Annotated in this window: 21 protein-coding genes; 17 read left to right on the top strand and 4 right to left on the bottom strand. The window is 41.0% G+C overall.

Going from position 1 to position 20,660, the window contains the following annotated elements:
* Positions 1-91 precede the first annotated feature (91 nt).
* The 3 genes from kdpB (at position 92) to kdpC (ending at position 3,323) form a co-directional block, all read left to right on the top strand.
* Complete coding sequence (gene kdpB / locus UYI_RS0110025; protein WP_026085865.1) at positions 92-2,200, top strand: potassium-transporting ATPase subunit KdpB; 2,109 nt, start codon at positions 92-94, stop codon at positions 2,198-2,200.
* Positions 2,201-2,367: 167 nt separating this feature from the next.
* Positions 2,368-2,646: a K(+)-transporting ATPase subunit F gene (kdpF, locus tag UYI_RS0110020; RefSeq protein ID WP_016866530.1), complete on the top strand. Its 279-nt coding sequence runs from the start codon at positions 2,368-2,370 to the stop codon at positions 2,644-2,646.
* A 62-nt stretch (positions 2,647-2,708) separates the two neighbouring features.
* Positions 2,709-3,323, top strand: coding sequence for a K(+)-transporting ATPase subunit C (kdpC, locus tag UYI_RS0110015; protein ID WP_016866529.1), 615 nt, complete (start codon positions 2,709-2,711; stop codon positions 3,321-3,323).
* A 276-nt stretch (positions 3,324-3,599) separates the two neighbouring features.
* On the opposite strand, the gene UYI_RS34730 is transcribed toward kdpC, so the two are convergent.
* On the bottom strand, positions 3,600-3,821 hold the full coding sequence (locus tag UYI_RS34730; RefSeq protein ID WP_235147929.1) for a hypothetical protein: 222 nt from the start codon (positions 3,819-3,821) through the stop codon (positions 3,600-3,602).
* Between the two features lie 64 nt (positions 3,822-3,885).
* Between UYI_RS34730 and UYI_RS0110010 the strand changes: the two genes are divergently transcribed.
* Positions 3,886-4,902, top strand: coding sequence for a 2-hydroxyacid dehydrogenase (locus UYI_RS0110010; RefSeq protein ID WP_016866528.1), 1,017 nt, complete (start codon positions 3,886-3,888; stop codon positions 4,900-4,902).
* Between the two features lie 207 nt (positions 4,903-5,109).
* Here the strand turns inward: UYI_RS0110010 and UYI_RS0110005 are convergent, their stop codons facing one another.
* The 3 genes from UYI_RS0110005 to UYI_RS0109995 all read right to left on the bottom strand — a co-directional run bounded on the left by UYI_RS0110005 (position 5,110) and on the right by UYI_RS0109995 (position 8,408).
* Positions 5,110-5,532 carry a hypothetical protein gene (locus tag UYI_RS0110005; RefSeq protein ID WP_016866527.1) on the bottom strand — a complete coding sequence of 141 codons (423 nt, stop codon included), beginning with the start codon at positions 5,530-5,532 and terminating at the stop codon, positions 5,110-5,112.
* Positions 5,533-5,722: 190 nt separating this feature from the next.
* Complete coding sequence (locus tag UYI_RS0110000; protein ID WP_016866526.1) at positions 5,723-7,318, bottom strand: nickel-dependent hydrogenase large subunit; 1,596 nt, start codon at positions 7,316-7,318, stop codon at positions 5,723-5,725.
* 127 nt (positions 7,319-7,445) lie between these two features.
* Entirely contained in the window at positions 7,446-8,408 is a 963-nt protein-coding gene (locus UYI_RS0109995; protein ID WP_026085863.1) for a hydrogenase small subunit, read from the bottom strand.
* A gap of 916 nt (positions 8,409-9,324) precedes the next feature.
* Here UYI_RS0109995 and UYI_RS0109990 point away from each other — a divergent pair.
* The 13 genes from UYI_RS0109990 to hypB all read left to right on the top strand — a co-directional run bounded on the left by UYI_RS0109990 (position 9,325) and on the right by hypB (position 20,581).
* Complete coding sequence (locus UYI_RS0109990) at positions 9,325-10,275, top strand: tetratricopeptide repeat protein (RefSeq protein ID WP_016866524.1); 951 nt, start codon at positions 9,325-9,327, stop codon at positions 10,273-10,275.
* A gap of 19 nt (positions 10,276-10,294) precedes the next feature.
* Complete coding sequence (locus UYI_RS0109985; protein ID WP_016866523.1) at positions 10,295-10,534, top strand: hypothetical protein; 240 nt, start codon at positions 10,295-10,297, stop codon at positions 10,532-10,534.
* An 8-nt stretch (positions 10,535-10,542) separates the two neighbouring features.
* Complete coding sequence (locus UYI_RS0109980) at positions 10,543-10,767, top strand: hypothetical protein (RefSeq protein WP_016866522.1); 225 nt, start codon at positions 10,543-10,545, stop codon at positions 10,765-10,767.
* Positions 10,768-11,073: 306 nt separating this feature from the next.
* Positions 11,074-11,550: a NifU family protein gene (locus UYI_RS0109975; protein ID WP_016866521.1), complete on the top strand. Its 477-nt coding sequence runs from the start codon at positions 11,074-11,076 to the stop codon at positions 11,548-11,550.
* A 37-nt stretch (positions 11,551-11,587) separates the two neighbouring features.
* Complete coding sequence (locus tag UYI_RS0109970; protein ID WP_026085862.1) at positions 11,588-12,760, top strand: NHL repeat-containing protein; 1,173 nt, start codon at positions 11,588-11,590, stop codon at positions 12,758-12,760.
* A gap of 123 nt (positions 12,761-12,883) precedes the next feature.
* The gene (hypF, locus tag UYI_RS0109965; RefSeq protein ID WP_016866519.1) at positions 12,884-15,304 is read left to right on the top strand and encodes a carbamoyltransferase HypF; all 2,421 of its coding nucleotides are present in this window, start codon (positions 12,884-12,886) and stop codon (positions 15,302-15,304) included.
* A gap of 77 nt (positions 15,305-15,381) precedes the next feature.
* The gene (locus UYI_RS0109960) at positions 15,382-15,624 is read left to right on the top strand and encodes a HypC/HybG/HupF family hydrogenase formation chaperone (RefSeq protein WP_016866518.1); all 243 of its coding nucleotides are present in this window, start codon (positions 15,382-15,384) and stop codon (positions 15,622-15,624) included.
* 66 nt (positions 15,625-15,690) lie between these two features.
* Positions 15,691-16,818, top strand: a complete 1,128-nt coding sequence (gene hypD, locus UYI_RS0109955; protein ID WP_026085861.1) for a hydrogenase formation protein HypD — start codon at positions 15,691-15,693, stop codon at positions 16,816-16,818.
* A gap of 69 nt (positions 16,819-16,887) precedes the next feature.
* Positions 16,888-17,103 (top strand): tautomerase family protein, encoded by a 216-nt coding sequence (locus UYI_RS0109950; protein ID WP_026085860.1) that lies wholly within the window; start codon positions 16,888-16,890, stop codon positions 17,101-17,103.
* A gap of 197 nt (positions 17,104-17,300) precedes the next feature.
* A complete protein-coding gene (locus UYI_RS0109945) occupies positions 17,301-18,074 on the top strand; it encodes an SDR family NAD(P)-dependent oxidoreductase (protein WP_016866515.1) in 774 nt (257 codons plus the stop codon).
* A 59-nt stretch (positions 18,075-18,133) separates the two neighbouring features.
* Positions 18,134-19,237, top strand: a complete 1,104-nt coding sequence (hypE, locus tag UYI_RS0109940; protein ID WP_016866514.1) for a hydrogenase expression/formation protein HypE — start codon at positions 18,134-18,136, stop codon at positions 19,235-19,237.
* A gap of 157 nt (positions 19,238-19,394) precedes the next feature.
* Entirely contained in the window at positions 19,395-19,736 is a 342-nt protein-coding gene (gene hypA, locus UYI_RS0109935; protein WP_009457436.1) for a hydrogenase maturation nickel metallochaperone HypA, read from the top strand.
* Entirely contained in the window at positions 19,727-20,581 is an 855-nt protein-coding gene (hypB, locus tag UYI_RS0109930; protein WP_016866513.1) for a hydrogenase nickel incorporation protein HypB, read from the top strand. The genes hypA and hypB overlap by 10 nt, the downstream gene beginning before the upstream one ends.
* The last annotated feature ends 79 nt before the right edge of the window (positions 20,582-20,660 follow it).

The raw sequence follows: 20,660 nt of genomic DNA, 5'->3' as shown, positions 1-20,660 counted from the left end.
CCCCACCTCCCCACTGCCCCTAATCCCCACTCCCTTGGGGAGTGGGGACCCCGAGTTCCCCACCTCCCCACCTCCCCACTTCCCCATATCTATGAATCCAGCTGCTACTACCCCCAAACCTCCCAAACCTCCACGTTCTCGTTCCAACGATCGCCGTCATGCTCGCAAACAGTCGCAGATCAATACTAGAGGTATTTATCTGCGAGCCATCAAAGATGCTTTTGTGAAGCTCAATCCTAAACAAGCAGTAAAAAACCCAGTCATGTTTTTAGTCTGGGTTGGGACACTAATTACCCTAGCGGTGACAATTGAACCTAATTTGTTTGGGCCAGTCAGCGAGGAAAACCCACGGTTATTCAACGGCATCATCACGGTAATTTTATTCTTCACTGTTTGGTTTGCTAATTTTGCCGAAGCAGTTGCTGAAGGCAGAGGTAAAGCCCAAGCGGATGCTTTGCGCTCAACCAAGTCAGAAACTATTGCCAAAAAGCTGTTTCCCGATGGTGCAATTACAGAAGTTCCTTCCACCAGCTTGCAAAAGGGTGATACTGTCTACGTTGTTGCTGGTGATACTATTCCCGCCGACGGTGAAGTAGTTATGGGTACTGCCAGTGTGGATGAATCAGCAATTACTGGCGAATCTGCCCCGGTATTAAAAGAACCAGGTTCTGATGTTGCTAGTTCGGTTACTGGTGGGACGCGCATTATCTCCGATGAACTGATCATCCGGATTACTGCTGATCCAGGCAAGGGTTTTATAGACCGAATGATTGCTTTGGTAGAGGGCGCAGAACGCAGCAAAACACCTAATGAAATTGCATTAACAGTATTATTGGCAGTTCTCAGCTTAGTGTTTTTGTTTGTAGTGGCAACTTTGCCATTCATTGCTCAGTATGTGCAAATTCAAGTCAGCGTCGCAGTTTTAGTAGCGCTGTTGGTAGCATTGATCCCCACCACTATCGGCGGGTTACTGAGTGCGATCGGGATTGCGGGTATGGATAGGGTAGCCCAGTTTAACGTGATTGCCACCTCCGGTCGAGCCGTGGAAGCTTGTGGTGATGTAAACACCTTGGTTCTTGACAAAACAGGCACAATCACCTTAGGCAACCGTCTGGCAGAAGGGTTTATTCCCGTCAACGGTCACTCAATGGAAGAAATTGCTTATGTGGCTTTGGTAGCAAGTATATTTGATGAAACTCCAGAGGGGAAATCTATATTTAGACTGGCGGAAAAATTGGGAACCAGAATTGATTTTGATCCGGAAAAAGCCGAAGCAGTAGAATTTTCCGCTAGAACTCGCATGAGTGGCACAAATTTACCCAACGGCAAAGAAGCGCGTAAGGGTGCGGTCAATGCCATTAAAGGATTTGTACGTACACGCAACGGGCAAGAAACACCGGATCTAGATGCTGCCTACGAAATGGTTTCCCAGCAAGGAGGGACACCACTAGCAGTATGTCTGGATGGGGAAATTTATGGTGTGATTTATCTCAAAGATATAGTTAAACCAGGAATACGCGATCGCTTTGATCAGTTGCGGCGTATGGGAGTACGCACCGTCATGCTGACAGGTGATAACCACATTACCGCTTCTGTGATTGCTAAAGAAGCTGGAGTTGATGATTTTATTGCCGAAGCTACCCCAGAAGACAAAATCTCTGTCATTCAACGAGAACAGGAAAAAGGCAAACTAGTAGCAATGACCGGAGACGGTACAAACGATGCACCAGCCCTGGCACAGGCGAATGTTGGGGTAGCAATGAATACGGGTACTCAAGCCGCCAAAGAAGCAGCAAACATGGTGGATTTAGACTCTGACCCGACCAAACTCATCGATATAGTTAGCATTGGTAAGCAATTGTTGATTACCAGAGGAGCATTGACAACATTTTCGATCGCCAATGATATTGCTAAGTATTTTGCAATTATTCCTGTATTATTTGCTGCTGCCAACTTACAAGGCTTGAACATCATGAAGCTAACCAGCACTAATTCTGCTGTGCTGTCAGCGCTAATTTACAATGCATTGATTATTCCTGTTTTAATTCCTTTAGCACTCAAGGGTGTAAAATTTCGACCTTTGACTGCTAATCAGTTATTACAGCGCAATATTTTGATTTATGGTTTGGGTGGTGTGATTGCACCTTTTATTGCGATTAAGTTAATTGATTTGATGATTACAGCTATAGGATTCGCATAGGAAGAGAACATGGGGAAATGAATATATAGCGCTTCTCGTTTGGATGAAGTACAGCTTAATCGGTGTGCATCTGTGTTAATCTGTGTTCGTTTTTTATCCAATACTGCATCCAAGAGCAAACTGCTATATATTTTTTGACTTGTATTTTTATAAGGCGACAAAACAAAATGAATATAAATAAAAAAGTTAATATCTTTAATAAGTTTTTATCAGCAGATATTGTAGAGCCAATTTCTTTTATTTGGACACAATGGCGTAAACAAAAGTTACCACTGGTAATTTTTATTAGTTTGTGTCTAAATTTAGTGATTGCTCCTGCTGTTTATGCGGTTGCTGACGGTGTTTTGGAACGTCGATCAGCTTGGGCAATTGGTATTTTAGGTTTTATAACATTGGCACTAGTAGTTTACTTATTCTTTGTTATTTTCCAACCAGAACGTTTTTAACAGTTATTCTGTTACCAATTACCAATTACCAATTACCAATTACCAATTACCAATTACCAATTATGTTTATTATTCGAGAAATTACCAGAGCTATTCGCATAACTATATTACTGTGGTTGGTGACAGCAATTATCTACCCGGTTGCTGTTTTGGGAGTCGGTCAAACGTTTTTTAAAGAAAAAGCAGACGGTAGTATTATGCAAAATATCCAAGGGGAAGCAATTGGCTCTGCTTTAATTGGTCAACAGTTCCGTTCTGAACGTTATTTTCAAGGTCGTCCTAGCGCTGTTAGGTATAGTCAAGGAAAATTAGGTAGACCGACTGGTGTATCAGGTGGAAGCAATCTTGCTCCCAGTAGTCCAGACTTGCTTAACCGTGTGGTTGAGAAATCCAGTGAACTTAGTGATGAAAGCATTCAACCCTTCGCTGACATCATTTACACTTCCGGTTCTGGTTTAGATCCACATATTTCTGTGAGAACAGCACAAGAACAGCTAGAAAGGGTGGCGAGGGCGCGTAATATTACTCGAGAAGAGATAGTGCCATTTATTAAACAGTATACAGAGGGTAGATTTTTAGGTATTTTTGGCGAACCTGGAGTTAATATTTTGAAATTGAATTATGCCCTCGACCTGCAAGAAATTAACCGTAGGCAAAATCTAGGACTTACGCCTTGACAACGACAGTCAAAGAAGCCAGATCCCCGACTTTTTTCAAAAGTCGGGGATCTTGTTGTTCACGAATGATTTAGGAACACTATAGTGTTTTTTCTCCTCCTCAAAACTATATCTATCAACCTTTTTGCCTTTATTTAAGTCTTTTTACGTTTTGTTGAGAAAGATCCGGGTAATGGATAGCTTTTTTAAGGGGGGTTAGGGGGGATCAAAACCTTAACTGAACCGTATTGGATCATAATTGAGTATTTTAACCCTGGTTATTATAAGTTTGAGGTTCTAAGCGAGAACATTGAGGTTTGAAGTGAGAAAGTTGAGGCTTAAAGCGAGAACGTTGAGGTTTGAAGTGAGAATATTGAGGGTTTGAGGGTGTAATTGCAGCCAAAAATTTTCTAGCTGATGACTATAGGTATTTCTGTGAGTGTTTGGGAGCGATCGCTCAAAATTTCCTAATAAAAACTCCAAAATGGTATTAACTGGCTGATTTGCTCTTGTGTACACTCTCGTAATCGTAGAGAATCATTGCAGCTGGAAAATTAGGTATTGAGTTCATCCGAGATATTTTATGAGAGTTGCAGTCTTCAGCACCAAGTCTTATGACCGCGAGTTTTTGGATGCAGCAAATGCAACAGCCCAAGCAAATCATGAGTTTGTTTACTTTGATACCCGACTCACTCCGAAAACAGCTTCTCTGGCGGCTGAGTGTCCAGCAGTTTGTGCTTTTGTCAATGATGATCTGGGTGCTGAAACCCTGGAAATATTGGCTGAACAGGGTACTCGTTTTATAGCACTACGTTCTACTGGTTTCAACAATGTAGACCTAAAAACAGCCGCAGAATTGGGAATTAAAGTAGCGCGAGTCACGGTTTACTCTCCCTTTTCTGTAGCGGAACATGCTGTTGGTTTGGTTTTGATGTTGAATCGCCGCCTATATCGTGCTTACAACCGAGTTCGGGATGATAATTTTTCCCTAGAAGGGCTGCTGGGATTCGATTTGTATGGTAGCACCGTCGGCATTATTGGCACAGGCAAAATCGGGATTATTTTTGCTCAAATCATGCATGGATTTGGCTGTCATTTGCTAGGGTATGATGCTTTTCCCAATCCAAAGTTTGAAGCAATTGGTAATACGCGTTACGTGGAATTACCAGAGTTATTCGCCAATGCAGATATTATTTCCTTACACTGTCCTCTCACACCCGAAACACATCACCTAATTGACGCAAGTGCGATCGCTCAAATGAAACCTGGTATGATGCTGATTAACACTAGTCGAGGTGGGCTAATTGATACCAAAGCAGTAATCGAGGGTATCAAATCTGGCAAGATTGGTCACTTGGGTATTGATGTTTACGAACAAGAAGATGAACTCTTTTTTAGAGATTTATCTGATACCGTGATTCAGGATGATGCTTTTCAACTGTTGCAATCATTTTCTAATGTTGTAATTACAGCCCATCAAGCATTTTTTACCCGTAATGCTTTAACTGATATCTCCACTACAACAGTCTCCAACATTACGGATTTTGAGCAGGGTCATCCCCTGAAAAATGAAATTTCCTACCAGCCTCTAATGGCGTAACGCGCCATTCTAAGTTTTTGGTGCCGTACTCTCGCCGATAACACACGCTACTAGTTCACCAAATAGATTTTGATAGGTTGGCCAGATCCCCGACTTTTTAAAAAAGTCGGGGATCTAACGCCTCGCGAAGAGTCAAAACTTATGTGGTCGAGTACTACTTAGATTTTTTCAATAATCAAACCGGATTCCTATATTTGTTGGTATTCCCTAGATTTCTACACTATATTTTTTAGCGATTTGACAAAGCTGCTCAAACTGTTCTTTTGATGCTAAATTTAGCTTCTCATCAGGTGGCAATTCATTGTTTGGGCCTTTAGGAACTAAATATTTGACATACAGAGAAATAAAATCAACGATCGCTGCTATACCAGGCAAAGCATGAGTATCAGCTTGCTTTCCTGCCACTAAAATAGCCATACTTCCTTCAATTGATTTCCTGGTAGCATCAGCAAATTGACCAACCAATTCTTGAATATAATCTACAGTCTCCAGGTTTTCTAACTTCACTAGATCCGGGGTGAATTCGTAGCCTGCTGCTGTTGCTTGTTCCAGCACACACCATTGTGTGAACTCTTGGAGTGCTGCTTCGGGAAGACCAGGAAGATAATTATGTAATTCTGAGTTAGACACTAATTTTCCTTTTGAAATATAGATGTAGGGAGTGGGAGGGAGGTGGGGAGGTGGGGTGATGGGGAGGTGGGGAACTCACCGGCCCCCACTCCCCCAAGGGAGTGGGGATTAGGGGCAGTGGGGAGGTGGGGGAGTATGGGGAGTAAAAAAATATTTTTTTCTCATACTCCTCATACCCCTCACACCCTCTCTAAGCTGTTCGGAAGCGCGCCAACTCTTCGCCTGTTTTGGCATCGTGGGCGTGAACTGTACACACCAAGCAAGAATCAAAGGATCGGGCGACATGACCTACTTCTATAGGGTCGGCTGGATCAGCAACGGGTATACCCACCAAGGCTTCTTCAATGGGGCCACGCTTTTGTTGTGCGTCGCGAGGCCCGACATTCCATGTTGTCGGGGCGATGACTTGGTAGTTCTTGATTTTGCCGTCTTCTAGTTCTACCCAGTGACACAGGGAACCGCGCGCTGCTTCTGTTGCACCCCAACCACGACCATCTTTTTGTTTGGGTTTGATGTACCAAGGTTCATTTAATTTGAACTCCCGTAGACAGTGTTCGGCTTGACGATACAACTTGACAATTTCGTGAACCCGCGCCAACTGACGGACATGGACGCTGGGACCGCCCATACGCTTGAAAACATCAAGGATAAATCCATCATAATGTTGCCAAGATTCGCCATGTGTACCACCTGCGACCAATTGCCGCGCTAAGGGGCCAGCTTCTAAACGTCCATATTCGATATGGCGTACTGCACTTGACCAAGAATAAGCACCGTTGAAGTCTTTGTGATTTTTGGCGGTGGGGTTGGTGGTGCGGTCAAAAGGATGAACATCTGCTGTACCTTCGTCGTACCAGGAGTTAGTGGTATTCTCCCGGGCAAAGGTATGATCCATCAAGGTGTGAGTGTCGCTGTAACTGTCGTACACCCCACTCTTCATGATCATGGCAACGTTGCGGCTTTCGATGGTTGGTTTTTGGTATTTATCTTCATGGGGTAGATATCCCCAAGTGACGTATTTACCTACACCACCACCAAATTTATCTAAACCAATATCTAAACCCATACGCCAATAGAAACCCAAGTCTGACTGGCGATGGTTACGGTTTTCATGCAACCAAGCCATAAAGTCATCGTAGGTCTGGATTTCTTCGTAGCGTTCCAAAGAACAGCCCAACCACACAGGTTCTAACCAATTTGTGCGGAAGTATTCTAGGATTGACCAGGCGCGGGTAATATCTGTGAGGGTAGGGGCGCACATGACGCCACCAGGAACCATGTAACTAGAATGGGGCCATTGACCACCCAAAAGGGCGTAAATTTCTACAGGTTTGGCAGAAATAGTCACGCCAATTTCGTAATGCTTGCCAGTAAAAGCAGCAAAGCGGCGGACTGCTTCGTTATAATAGCGGCTATTTTGGTATTTTTTGTTAGTGAGGTCAATGGCAAATAGGCCGTAAAAATAGCGGGGTATACTTTGAATTGTTTCGACGATTTGACCGAGGTTTCTAGCTAAAATCGCATTGCGTGGAACTTCGGTTTCCCAGGCGGTATCCAATGCCCAAGATGCACAGGTAAGGTGAGAACCACCGCATATTCCACAGATACGGGGTGTAACAATTAAGCCAGCTTGGGGGTCTTTGCCGCGTAGAATCACTTCAAAGCCTCGAAAAAGTTCGGCATGAGTCCAAGCGTTGACTACATAACCATCTTCGATTTCCACCCGTACATCTAAATCGCCTTCTACCCTCCCGACGGGTGAGATGTCTAATGTTTGAGTTCCCATAATATTTTTGGTTGGTGGTTGGTGGTTGGTAGTTGTTGTACAGACGTGCCATGGCACGTCTGTACAGTGGTTGGTAGTTGGTGGTTTCTTTCTCCAAACAACAAACAACAAACAACAATCAACTAACCTAAACTAAGAAAAAGTCTTCATCTGCCCAAGCTGGGGCGGTGTCTTTTGCCACTACGGTGAGTAAGGCATAATCTTTCTGCTTCACCCCTGGCGGTAGTTCTTTGGGAACTCCCATAACAGTTTGGGTTTTAAATACTGTTCCCGGTTTGAGGTCAAAGAAGGGAAATTCTGGTTCGGTGCAACCCAAACAAGGCATTCCAGCACGAGTTTTGGAAGAAACGCGGTTCCACAAAATCCGGTTACAGGAAGAATGGGTCATGGGGCCACGACAACCCAAGTCGTAGAATAGACAACCTTTACGTTGACCAAATTCGGCAGTTGTAGCTTTATAAGCAAAGTGAATGTTGCGAGTACAACCTGTTTGAGTAAAGGTTTTGAAGAAAGTTTGGGGACGATGGAATTCGTCAAGGGTAATATCGCCAATGCGACCTGTGGCGATCGCCACTAATATCTGCGTTATCCAGTCGGGATGAGCAGGACATCCAGGTATATTAATTACAGGTAATCCAGCTTTGGAACGGTAATCTACCCCTAAAAACCCACCCTTTTGCCGTTTGAGAAATTGTAAACCCTGGGATTCACTAGGATTAGGGGCCATAGCGGGAATTCCTCCCCAAGTAGCACAGTCGCCGACTGCAACCACATACTTAGCTACTTTTGCTAAATCACTAACCCAATTTTTCATCGGACGATGGGCAAAGCGGTTCCATTCTCCTGTACCGTTGGGGGCGTTAACTACCGTACCTTCAAACACCAAAATATCTACAGGGATCTTACCTAGCACACAATTCCACAGCATCCCTTGCAAATTTTCTCCTAATTCTAACCCCAAGGAAGGATGCCACAGTACGTTGATACCAAAGTCAGAAATTAAATCGCAGACAGTTGGTTCTTCTGCATTTAAAAATGACATGGTGTTACCTGAACAGGCGCCACCTTGTAGCCATAATACGTTAGTCATTGGCTGCGTGTTTGTATTGTTGACAATAGACTTGTTGCAGAAGTTGAGGGGTTGGGAGTAGAGGAATTTTTACCTATTCATCCCTTACCCTTTCCCCTGTCCACAAGGCTATAACGAGTGAAATCTCGTTTATCTTTCAATATCAAATACTTTTCTTTCCAATAATATAATATTTTAAAAAAATAAAGTGTTAAACCAAACTAATTAGAACTGATAATCCAGAATTTTAGTAACAAGTAACACAGAATATATAGTTGTATTAAAAGTAATTTTAACTATTATAAAAATGCAAAATTCTGTATTTTTGAATAAGAATGAGAGATTGTAACTGAAGATGGATACTCAAATCAGTTATTAAATTATCATATTAACAACCTTTTAAGCTTTCAATCAGCAGTAAACCTAACATGAGATTTACGTATAGAGAGCAAGTGTATACTAGAAGTTTTGCACTTGACAAAATCAAAAAAAATTAAACAATAAATAGTAGGGGCAAAGAATTTAGCAAGAATTTTCCCATCAAGTTGGATATTTTTCCCCAAATACTATGCCCATAAGCTGGTTAGAAGTTAATTTATAAAGTAAATTTAAATTAGGGTGTGTCACGGCTTTAGCCTGACGCACCATGTTATGTTCCGGTGCGTTAGACGCTTTGATAATGTTTTTGTTACCAATCATCTCAAAATTACGCGCCTAACACATCCTACCGTAATTTTATTTTTACTTTTATAAATGATCTCTAATTGCTAGCGCTCAACAATCAAAAACTTTCATCATTATTATTGATTGCCACCCAGCTAACATGAAAATACTTAGTGTCTTAGTGTCTTGATGATTAAAAATAATCTTGAACAACTAAGGCACAAAGACACAAGGATAAAAGAGTTTTCTTGCTTCTACTAACTCTACATCTGCTATGACACAAACTATTACAGATGCCGCCACCAAGGCAGCGATCGCTGCTATTGCTTCTGAGTCAGCATCAACAAAAGATAAAATTGAGATGCTAATTGAGATGGCACATGGCTTTGTCAAAAAACCAAAAACTGCTCAAGATTTGTGGAATGCGATCGCCCTATATCAAGAAGCAGAAAATTTATGTGGTGAAGATTACTTTTTACTAAAAGCGCGGGCAAAAATAGGAAGGGCTGGGGCGCTACGGGCAATACCCAACGACACAGAAGAATTGTTATTACAAGCGCAAATTTTGTACACAGAAGCATTACCTGTTTTACAAGAATTTGCTTCATCTGAAGAAGTGGCAGAAGCCCAAATGAATTATGGCTTGGTGCTACAATCTTTAGTACCATTCAACTTGGCACAAATCGGAGATAGCATCCAGCTATATCAAGAAGCTTTGCGAGTATTTACCTGGGAAAATTACCCGCAGGAATATGCGATTTTACATAACAATATTGCGATCGCCTATCTTTCGATGTCAGGAGGTTTGCAACAGCAGTATTTGTTTGAAGGCTTGGCGGTACAAACTTTTGAGGCTGCACTAAAACACATTAATATCATTGATCATCCCAGGGAATATGCGATGTTGCAGAATAATTTAGGTAATGCCTTGCAATATTTACCATCATCTCATCCCTTGGATAATTTAGTGCGAGCGATCGCTGCTTATGATCAAGCTTTAAAAGTGCGTAATCTCAAAGATACACCAATAGAATACGCTAACACGATTGCTAACAAAGCCAACGCTTTACTTAATTTACCCGACGACTTGAGTAAACCAGAAACAGGTAATCAGCAAAATTTCACACAAGCGCGTAATTACTATCAACAAGCTTGGGAAATTTTTACTAAATATGGACAAATAGAACAAGCCCAAGTAGTAGCCCAAGTATTGGCAGAACTATGAATTATGAGGAGAATAAACTATGACAGATTTACTTACAACCTTAGTATCAGGAGATATTAACCTACTTACAGGATTGATCTGGTTAATCATAGCAACTGGATTATCTGTAGTAGGTGGTGCAATTGGCGGCATACTTTTAGCCGGAGAAGAATTAGGTTATAAATTTGCTGCTACCATCGGTGGATTATTTGCCCCTGCGGGTGTTATTCCAGCTATGGTATTAGGATTGTTACTTTTGAATTTTTGTCCTAAGTTTTAGGAGGTTGTATGTTAGAAATAGGCTGGTTTTCTGCTAAATTATTTTTTAAGGGTAAACTCATACGTGATCCGCAGTATTTTTGGCAGCAAACTGCTATTGGGGCTAGTATAGGTTTATTGTTACTAATTGTACCGTTATTCTTGCATTTTCCGTTGTGGCTAACAGTAATATTATCTAGCGTCACAACGGGTACTCTTATGCCTTTCTTGCTGCAAGATTTCAGAATGAAATGAATTTTTGATTGTTAGTAGCTAACATGAACTACGTACACCAGAACATATAAAAACTCTTTGTATCTTGGTGTCGTGGTGGTTTAAGATTTTTTACCACCAAGGCACAAAGTCACCAAGTTACGGCTTTGCTATCACGCACTATAACTCAATACGGTTCAGTTAAGGCTAGCACTCTTTGTCAAAGTTATTTTTTCTAACGAACCGCAGAGGTGCAGAGGACACAGAGAAAGAAGAAGGAGAAGGGAAAAATTGCTTCACTGAACCGTATTGCACTCTAGCTAACAACCAACAATTAACCAATATATAATGATTTCACTAGAAGAATTAGTACAAGAAATTAGCCGTTTTGAAGCGATAATATCTGAGTGGGAAGAGAGTCAAAGGTGCGTGGCTATAGGCTTAAAACGTGCTATTGAAGATTTACATAAAGAAGCTTTAACTCGTTTAATTAAAAGTGTTAAACAAGAGTCAGTATCAGCTTTACGTAATGCTGTTCAAGATGAAGTGGTTTACGGGGTATTGCTTTATCATGAATTAGTAAAATCACCAACACCACCTTTACAACAACGTGTTCAACAAGCTTTAGATGAAGTCCGTCCTGGTTTAAAAAGCCATAATGGGGATGTGGAATTAGTGGCGATTACAGCACCGGATACAGTGGAAGTGAAATTAATTGGTAATTGTAGTAATTGTCCAGCTTCGACGTTAACTTTGTCTCAAGGAATTGAACAAACAATTAAAGCATATTGTCCGGAAATAAATCATGTTATTGCGGTAGGTTAATTTGCTTGTTTGTTGTTTGTTGGTTGTTGGTTGTTAAATGAATTTTTCATCAGTATTACATACTCATAATTCACTATTATCACCTAACGGTGCAGAGGTAATTTTAGGTAGAATGATGTTACCAGGGGAATTAGCCACTCCTGTTGCACCTAGTGCTGTTGAAATGTTCGGTCCTCGCGCTGTTTGCTTAATATCAGAAAATGGGCCGTTGTGGGTTGCAGATACGGGACATCATCGCTTGTTAGGATGGCGAAATTTACCAACCCAAGATAGTCAACCTGCTGACTGGGTAATTGGGCAACCAGACTTTCATAGTGAAGGACAAAATGCTAATGATAAAGTAGGAAGAAGGACTTTGAGTGTACCGACTGGAATTTGTCGATGTGGTGAAGGAATGGCGGTAGCAGATGCATGGAATCACCGCGTTTTGATTTGGAAACAAGTGCCGGAAGATAGTAATGTTGCAGCGGATTTAGTTTTAGGACAAGTAAATTTTAGTGATAACGAACCGAATCAAGGCAAGCAAGAAGCAGCAGCAAATTCTCTCTACTGGTGTTATGGAGTTTTCTATCATCAAGGGCGGTTATTCGTAGCTGATACAGGAAATCGGCGGGTGTTGATTTGGCGTAAATTACCAGAAGAAAATGGACAACCAGCAGATTTAGTTTTGGGACAACCAAATATGACATCTCGCAATGAAAATGGCGGTGGTAGTCCTTCTGCTTCCAGTATGCGTTGGTGTCACGATATCACTTTTTGGGGAGAGAATCTGGTTGTCACAGATGCGGGAAATAATCGTGTGATGATTTGGGAGGGAATGCCTACAGAAAATAATACTCCTTGTGCTGTGGTGTTAGGACAAAAAAGTTTTGATGTTGTTGAGATGAATCAAGGGGTTTATTTTCCTAGTGCGAGTAGTTTGAGTATGCCTTATGGTGTAGATGCGGTTGGTGATTGGTTATTGGTAGCGGATACGGCTAATTCTCGGTTACTTGGTTGGCAAAAGCCTGAGTCAATTTTATCTTTGCATGGGGCTGCGGCTGATGCGATCGCAGGACAAAATAATTTTACGAGTAAGGGAGAAAATTGGGATTTTGGACAACCAAAGCGAGACAGTCTTAACTGGTGTTATGGCATCAAAGTTTGTGGTAACACGGCGGTAGTTGCTGATTCTGGAAATAATCGAGTTTTGCTGTGGAGAATGGGATGAATTATGTGATTTATGGCTATGCCAATAGTAATTTTTTATAAAACGAACACAGATGCACACAGATAAACACAGATGATTTATCGGTGTGCATCTGTGTTTATCTATATCTTTGAATTATGCAAAATGACTACTGAAGAAATAAGGGTTCGCGGTACTGTTCAAGGGGTAGGATTTCGCCCGACTGTATATCGACTCGCTAAGGCTTGTGGGTTGCGTGGTGATGTTTGTAATGATGGTGAAGGCGTTTTAATTCGTGCTTCTGGAACTGATGAATCGATAGAAGAATTTATCAAAAGATTACAGCAAGAATGCCCACCTTTAGCAAGAATTAATCAACTCACACGCAAGCGTTATGAAAAAGAATTTTTATTCCATGATTTTGTGATTTCTCATAGTATCAGTAGTGCTGCCAAAACAGAAATCGCCCCCGATGCTGCTACTTGTCCGCAATGCCAAGCGGAAATATTTGATTTTTATAGTCGCTGGTATCGCTATCCCTTCACAAATTGTACTTATTGCGGTCCCCGTTTGAGTATTATTCGTGCTATTCCTTATGATCGCACTCACACCAGCATGGCAGCTTTCGCCATGTGTGCAGAGTGTACCAAAGAATATAACGATGTCGAAAACCGTCGCTTTCATGCCCAACCTGTAGCTTGTCATGTTTGCGGCCCAAAAGCAACATTAGAACGTGCCGATGGTAAACCAATTACAGCTTCAATGTTTTCGATGTTGGATGATGTCGATGCTGTGTGTACTTTATTGCAGAGAGGTGAAATTGTCGCTATCAAAGGTATCGGCGGAATTCACCTTGCTTGCGACGCGACAAATGAAACAGCTGTGCAAAAACTCCGCCAGCGTAAACAGCGTTATCACAAACCCTTCGCTTTAATGGCGCGGGATTTAGAAATCATAGAGAAATACTGCATTGTCAGCGACAAAGAAAGAGAATTATTGCAAAGTTCCGCCGCACCCATTGTCTTGTTGCAGAAAAAAGAACCAAACACTAAAAATACTCCTCACACTCCTCACACTCCTCACACTCCTCACACTCCCCCCATCTCCCCATCTCCCCACCTCCCCATCTCCCCCTCCGTCGCCCCAAAACAAAATACCCTTGGCTTCATGTTGCCATACACACCTTTACATCACTTAATTCTTAAGCGCATGAACCGCCCAATTGTCTTAACTAGTGGCAATATTTCTGATGAACCACAATGTATTGATAATGATGAAGCACGAGAGAAACTAAGTAAAATAGCTGATTATTTCCTCTTACATAACCGAGAGATTGTTAACCGCGTAGATGATTCAGTAGTGCGGGTAGTTGGTGATCAAGTACAAATCATTCGTCGCGCCAGAGGATACGCACCAGCACCGATTAAATTACCACCTGGATTTGATCATGTCCCAGCAATTTTAGCAATGGGTGGCGAGTTAAAAAATACCTTTTGTTTATTAAATGATGGACAAGCCATTTTATCTCAACATTTGGGAGATTTAGAAAATGCAGCCACCTTTACAGCCTATCAAAATACCCTCAACTTATACTTAAACTTGTTCGAGCATAAACCAGAAGCGATCGCCATTGACAAACATCCTGAATATCTATCTACAAAACTCGGTCAAGAACTAGGATTTTCCAATCAAATTCCTATTTATTCTACCCAACATCATCACGCCCATATTGCCGCTTGCATGGCAGAAAATCATCTTCCTCTAGATTCATCACCTGTATTAGGTATCGCCTTAGATGGTTTAGGTTACGGTGAAGATAACGCACTTTGGGGTGGTGAATTTCTCTTAGCAGATTATCACCAATTTCAGCGATTAGCAACATTTAAACCAGTAGCCATGATTGGTGGAGAACAGGCAATTTACCAACCTTGGCGTAACACTTACGCTCAATTAATATCAGCATTTTCTTGGGAAGAAATCAGCAGCCAATATGGTGATTTAGAAATAATTAAATTTCTCAACAATAAACCCCTACCACTTCTCAATCAACTAGTCTCAAAAAAAATAAATTCTCCCTTAGCTTCCTCCGTAGGACGTTTATTTGATGCCGTAGCTGCTGCCATCGGTATATGCCGAGAAGAATGTAATTATGAAGGGCAAGCAGCAATGGAAATGGAAGCTTTAGTTGATAGGAATATTTTAAATAATTATGAAGAAAACCAAAATTATTCTTTTGAAATTAACATTTTAGATAATATTTACTGTATAGACCCAAGCCCACTGTGGCAAGCCTTATTAAAGGACTTACAGCAGCAAACTTTTCCAGGAGTCATAGCTGCTAAATTTCACATCAGTTTAGCTCAAGCCATTGGGAAAATAGCTACTTCATTGTGTCAACATCATCACATCAAAACTGTAGTCTTGAGCGGAGGAGTATTCCAAAATCGTATCTTGTTAGAACAACTCAGTAAATATCTCAAAAATTCAGGCATCAACACACTAACTCACAGCCTAACTCCCTGCAATGATGGCGGACTATCATTAGGTCAAGCAGTAATTGCAGCCGCCAAACTCATCAAAAAATAACCCTAATTATATATTATCCAAATCTTATAATTTCTGCCTTTGCGTTCTTCGCAGTTTATTAAACAGGAAAATAAACAATGTGCTTAGGTATTCCCGGTCAAATCATCGAAATTACAAACCAAAATCATAAACTAGCCATCGTCAACATCGCTGGTGTCAAACGCCAAATTAACATTGCTTGTATAGTAGATGAACAACATCCTCCCGAATCTTGCATTGGTGACTGGGTATTAGTTCATGTTGGCTTTGCTATGAACCGGATTAATGAAAAAGAAGCATTAGAAACCTTGCAGATGCTGCAAGAAATCGCAAATTGTTGATTGTTGATTGTTGGTTGTTGTTTGGAACAACCAACAAACAACTACCATCCACCAACCAATATTCATATGAAATATGTAGATGAGTTTCGTGATTCTAATAAAGCTAAAGCACTAGTTTGGCAAATAGAAAAATTATCTTGCCAGCTAGATAAACAAATTAAAATCATGGAAGTATGCGGCGGTCATACCCATTCTATATTTAAGTATGGCATCGAAGCAGTCCTACCCAAGGCAATAGAATTAATTCATGGGCCTGGTTGTCCGGTGTGCGTTATGCCAAAGGGCAGGTTAGATGATGCGATCGCGATCGCCCAACATCCTAACGTCATCTTTGCCACCTTTGGCGATGCGATGCGGGTTCCTGGTTCTCAAACTAGTTTGCTGCAAGCGAAAGCCACTGGTGCAGATATCCGCATGGTTTACTCGCCCTTAGATAGCCTGAAAATTGCCAAAGAAAACCCCAACAAGGAAGTTGTATTTTTTGCCTTAGGTTTTGAAACTACAGCTCCTAGCACTGCTTTTACCATCCTACAAGCAGCCGCAGAAAAAATTCATAACTTCAGCATGTTTTGTAATCACGTTCTTGTGATTCCTGCTTTACAAGCACTGTTAGATAATCCTGACCTACAACTCGATGGATTTGTCGGGCCTGGACATGTCAGTGTGGTAATTGGTACTGAACCTTATCAATTTATTTCTCAACAATATCACAAGCCGATTGTTATTTCTGGGTTTGAACCTTTAGATATTCTCCAATCAGTTTGGATGCTAGTACGGCAGTTAGTAGAAAAACGCTGCGAAGTTGAAAATCAATATCGTCGATTGGTAGAAAATCGGGGTAATCAATTGGCACTAACTGCTATGAATACAGTGTTTGAATCACGAGAATTTTTTGAGTGGCGTGGCTTGGGTGATATACCTTATTCTGGGTTAAAAATTCGTTCTGAATATGCCCAGTTTGATGCAGAGTTAAAGTTTATTATTCCTAATTTGAAACTAGCAGATCATAAGGCTTGTAAGTGTGGAGAAATTCTCAAGGGTGTGATGAAGCCTTGGGAGTGCAAGGTGTTTGGTACTGCTTGTACGCCGGAAACACCAATTGGTACTTGTATGGTGTCTTCGGAAGGTGCGTGTGCAGCTTATTACAAATATGGTCGTTTTTCTATGGTTGGGAGAGAGGGGGTGGGGGTTTAGCGAATTGCAGAATATCTTTTTTGGACGAACCGCCAAGACGCCAAGAAGCCAAGAAGAATGGGAGGTTTTATGCCATTTGTGACTGTTCAAATTACGAAGGGTCATTCTATTGAAAAGAAGCGGCAGTTGGTGCAAGCAATTACTGATGCTTTGGTTACGACTATGGGTACTAAGCCGGAATGGGTGACTGTACATATTGATGAGTTTGAAAGGGAAAATTGGGCTGTCGGTGGTGTTTTACATGTTGATAAACATGGTGGTAGGCATGTGGAGAAGGGGGTGTAAATTTAAGTCAAAAGTTAAATAATAGCCCTTTCAAGGTGAATCGAAAAATTTCTTTTTTTCTCTGCGCCCTCTGCCTCTCTGTGGTTAAAAAGTTTTTTATTTAACCACAGAGGCACAGAGAACACAGAGTCAAGAGGTTAAAGAGGAGTTTCTTAGCAAGATTTTTACGGGAAGGTAGTTAACTTTTGATTGGATGTATGCAACCAAATTTATTTGATTTGTCTGGGAAAGTGGCAATTATCACTGGTTCCGGACGGGGTTTGGGAAAGGTGATGGCTGTGGGTTTGGCTGATCTTGGTGTGAAGGTGATTGTTGGCGATCGCAATTTTGAGGAAGCGAAACAAACAGCACAAACGATTAAAGATGCTGGGGGAGTTGCAAGTGCAACTTTTGTTGATATTTCGGAGAGTGATAGTTGTAATGATTTGATTCAGTTTGCAGTTAATGAGTTTGGACAGGTTAATATTCTGGTGAATAATGCTGGAATTGACATTATCAAACCCGCAGAAGCACTTTTGGAGTCTGAATGGGATGAAATTCTAAATGTGAATTTGAAGGGACATTTTCACTGTTCGCAATTTGCTGCTATCCAGATGATGAAGCAAAATACGGGTGGTGCAATTATTAATATTTCCTCAATTGCTTCTGTTGTGGGTATTCCTGGGTTGGTTGCTTATAGTGCTGCTAAGGGTGGAATTAACCAACTGACGCGTGTGATGGCGGTGGAATGGGCCTCGAAAAATATCCGAGTGAATGCGATCGCACCAGGCTACTTTGAAAATATCATGCTAGGTGCAAATGCAGAGCATGAAAAGCTTGAAAAGCAAAAACAAATTGTCACTTTTACACCAATGGCACGTCGTGGCAAACCAGAGGAATTAATTGGCCCATTGGTTTTTTTAGCTTCCGATGCATCTTCTTATATTACTGGTGCTATTTTATTTGTTGATGGTGGATATACCGCTGCTTGAAGGTGAAGATAAGTGACCACCAACAACCAACAATCAACCACCAACTAACAACTAACTATATGAACCTTTCCTCTGCTAATTCCTCCCAAAATTCTCTGTTTCAAAACATCGAAAAAATCCGCCGTCACCGAGGAAAAATACATGATGAAAACATCACTCTCGCCCATGGTAGCGGTGGTAAAGCTATGCGCGATTTAATTGATGATGTTTTTGTTAGTAAGTTTGATAATCCAATTCTTTCACAATTAGAAGACCAAGCAACTTTTGATTTAGCGAGTCTTCTCCAACAAGGAGATAGACTGGCTTTTACAACTGATTCTTATGTTGTAGATCCTTTATTTTTTCCTGGTGGTGATATCGGGGAATTAGCTGTTAATGGTACGATCAATGATTTAGCAGTGAGTGGTGCTAAGCCTCTATATCTTAGCTGTAGCGTCATTTTAGAAGAAGGTTTATCAATAGAAACATTAAGACGCGTTGTTATCAGTATGCAAATTGCAGCCAATAAAGCTGGTGTACAAATTGTCACTGGTGACACAAAAGTTGTACATCGTGGTGCAGCCGATAAGCTGTTTATTAACACAACTGGTATTGGCGTAATTCGTGCAGGTGTTTCTATTTCTGCCCATAATCTTCAACCTGGAGATGTAATCATTATTAATGGTGAATTAGGTAATCATGGTACAGCTATTCTCATCGCCCGTGGAGAATTAGCATTAGAAACGAATATAGAAAGTGATTGCCAACCATTACATGATTTAGTCCAAAATATTCTTGATGTTTGTCCCGAAATTCATGCTATGCGGGACGCGACACGGGGTGGTTTAGCTACTGTATTAAATGAATTTGCCCTCAGTTCTAATGTCGCAATTCGCCTTCATGAACAATCAATTTCAATTCGGGAAGAAGTGCAAGGGGTTTGCGAAATATTAGGTTTAGATCCATTGTATTTAGCCAACGAAGGTAAACTCGTCGTAGTAGTAAAACACAAATATGCTGATACAGTTTTATCAGCAATGAAATCCCACCCCGCAGGAAAAAATGCTTGTATTATCGGGGAAGTTATTCCTTCCCCCCCAGGTATCGTTTTATTAAAAACTATTTTTGGTACAGAACGGATTGTAGATATGCTTGTCGGCGATCAATTACCACGAATTTGTTAACAATACCATGTTATATAGACATAACGCCAGAGTAGATATTTTGAAAGAACGAACACAGATGCACACAGATTAACACAGATAAATTATCGGTGTGCATCTGTGTGCATCGGTGGTCGAAAAATTGAAACTTTGGGCTAATTAATAAATTAAAAAACTTATGCATGAACTTAGCATTACCCAAAATATCGTAGCAATTGTAGCCGAACATGCCCACGGTTTAAAAGTGCAACGGGTACTATTAGAAATAGGTCAACTTTCAGCCATCATGCCCGATGCAATCCGATTTTGTTTTGATATTTGTTCTCAAGGAACAGTTTTAGAAGGAGCGAAATTAGAAATTTCGGAAATAGCAGGCTTAGGAAAATGCTGCCAATGTGGTTCAGAAATTCCTCTAACACAACCCTTTGGCCAGTGTCAATGTGGTAGTCAGCAAATAAACTTAATTGCTGGTCAAGAATTGAAAATTAAAGAAATAGAAATAGAGGAAATATGTGTGTAACTTGCGGTTGTTCCGATGATAATGAAGCCAAAATCTCTAATTTAGAAACCAGTCAAGTCATGGCAATAGATACTAATGGGCATAGTCATCATACTCACACCCACACTTTAGCAGATGGTACTGTCATTACTCATTCTCACAGTCACGACCATACTCACGAAACAACATCTCATATTCATGCGAAAATACACAGCACAACAATATCTTTAGAACAAGATATTTTAACTAAAAATAACTTAATAGCAGCCCAAAATCGCGGCTGGTTTAAAGGTAGAAATATCCTTGCATTAAATCTCATGAGTTCTCCAGGTGCTGGTAAAACCACCCTCTTAACTCGCACTATCAATGATTTAAAAAAACAGTTAAATATTAGCGTTATAGAAGGCGATCAAGAAACTATCAACGATGCCAAAAAAATTCAAGCCACAGGCTGCAAAGTTATCCAAATTAACACAGGTACAGGCTGTCATCTCGATGCAGCCATGATCGAAAAGGGATTACAACAACTCAATCCGCCACTGAATTCAGTTGTGATGATTGAGAATGTTGGTAATTTGGTTTGTCCAGCATTATTTGATTTAGGAGAAAACCTCAAAGTCGTAATTCTCTCTATCACAGAAGGAGAAGACAAACCAATCAAATATCCTCACATGTTCCGCGCTAGTGAAGTTATGCTTCTCACTAAAATTGACTTGCTGCCTTACATCCAATTTGATGTGCAAAAATGTATAGAATATGCCCAGCAGGTCAATCCTCAAATTCAGATTTTTCAAGTTTCAGCATTAACCGGAACTGGGCTAGAAAATTGGTATGAGTGGCTAACTCAAAAAGCGGCTAATTGTTAACAGACTACAGGGACAAAGAGCATCCCAATTTTTTCAAAACACAAAGAAAGACTAACACTCTGCGATCCTTTGCGTCAAC

It is taken from the genome of Fischerella muscicola PCC 7414 (genome assembly GCF_000317205.1).
Classification (GTDB): Bacteria; Cyanobacteriota; Cyanobacteriia; order Cyanobacteriales; family Nostocaceae; genus Fischerella; species Fischerella muscicola.
This window is presented reverse-complemented; position numbering and strand designations above follow the sequence as displayed.

What these genes read in the sequence shown, in the direction of transcription:
- UYI_RS0109985 (WP_016866523.1), top strand. Translation starts at nt 10,295, where the DNA reads ATGACAGATTTACTTACAACCTTAGTATCAGGAGATATTAACCTACTT.
- UYI_RS0109945 (WP_016866515.1), top strand. Translation starts at nt 17,301, where the DNA reads ATGCAACCAAATTTATTTGATTTGTCTGGGAAAGTGGCAATTATCACT.
- UYI_RS0110000 (WP_016866526.1), bottom strand. Translation starts at nt 7,318, where the DNA reads ATGGGAACTCAAACATTAGACATCTCACCCGTCGGGAGGGTAGAAGGC.
- UYI_RS0109970 (WP_026085862.1), top strand. Translation starts at nt 11,588, where the DNA reads ATGAATTTTTCATCAGTATTACATACTCATAATTCACTATTATCACCT.
- hypD (WP_026085861.1), top strand. Translation starts at nt 15,691, where the DNA reads ATGAAATATGTAGATGAGTTTCGTGATTCTAATAAAGCTAAAGCACTA.
- hypE (WP_016866514.1), top strand. Translation starts at nt 18,134, where the DNA reads ATGAACCTTTCCTCTGCTAATTCCTCCCAAAATTCTCTGTTTCAAAAC.
- UYI_RS0109995 (WP_026085863.1), bottom strand. Translation starts at nt 8,408, where the DNA reads ATGACTAACGTATTATGGCTACAAGGTGGCGCCTGTTCAGGTAACACC.
- UYI_RS0109950 (WP_026085860.1), top strand. Translation starts at nt 16,888, where the DNA reads ATGCCATTTGTGACTGTTCAAATTACGAAGGGTCATTCTATTGAAAAG.
- hypA (WP_009457436.1), top strand. Translation starts at nt 19,395, where the DNA reads ATGCATGAACTTAGCATTACCCAAAATATCGTAGCAATTGTAGCCGAA.
- kdpF (WP_016866530.1), top strand. Translation starts at nt 2,368, where the DNA reads ATGAATATAAATAAAAAAGTTAATATCTTTAATAAGTTTTTATCAGCA.
- UYI_RS0109975 (WP_016866521.1), top strand. Translation starts at nt 11,074, where the DNA reads ATGATTTCACTAGAAGAATTAGTACAAGAAATTAGCCGTTTTGAAGCG.
- UYI_RS0109980 (WP_016866522.1), top strand. Translation starts at nt 10,543, where the DNA reads ATGTTAGAAATAGGCTGGTTTTCTGCTAAATTATTTTTTAAGGGTAAA.
- kdpB (WP_026085865.1), top strand. Translation starts at nt 92, where the DNA reads ATGAATCCAGCTGCTACTACCCCCAAACCTCCCAAACCTCCACGTTCT.
- kdpC (WP_016866529.1), top strand. Translation starts at nt 2,709, where the DNA reads ATGTTTATTATTCGAGAAATTACCAGAGCTATTCGCATAACTATATTA.
- hypB (WP_016866513.1), top strand. Translation starts at nt 19,727, where the DNA reads ATGTGTGTAACTTGCGGTTGTTCCGATGATAATGAAGCCAAAATCTCT.
- UYI_RS0109990 (WP_016866524.1), top strand. Translation starts at nt 9,325, where the DNA reads ATGACACAAACTATTACAGATGCCGCCACCAAGGCAGCGATCGCTGCT.
- UYI_RS0110010 (WP_016866528.1), top strand. Translation starts at nt 3,886, where the DNA reads ATGAGAGTTGCAGTCTTCAGCACCAAGTCTTATGACCGCGAGTTTTTG.
- UYI_RS0109960 (WP_016866518.1), top strand. Translation starts at nt 15,382, where the DNA reads ATGTGCTTAGGTATTCCCGGTCAAATCATCGAAATTACAAACCAAAAT.
- hypF (WP_016866519.1), top strand. Translation starts at nt 12,884, where the DNA reads ATGACTACTGAAGAAATAAGGGTTCGCGGTACTGTTCAAGGGGTAGGA.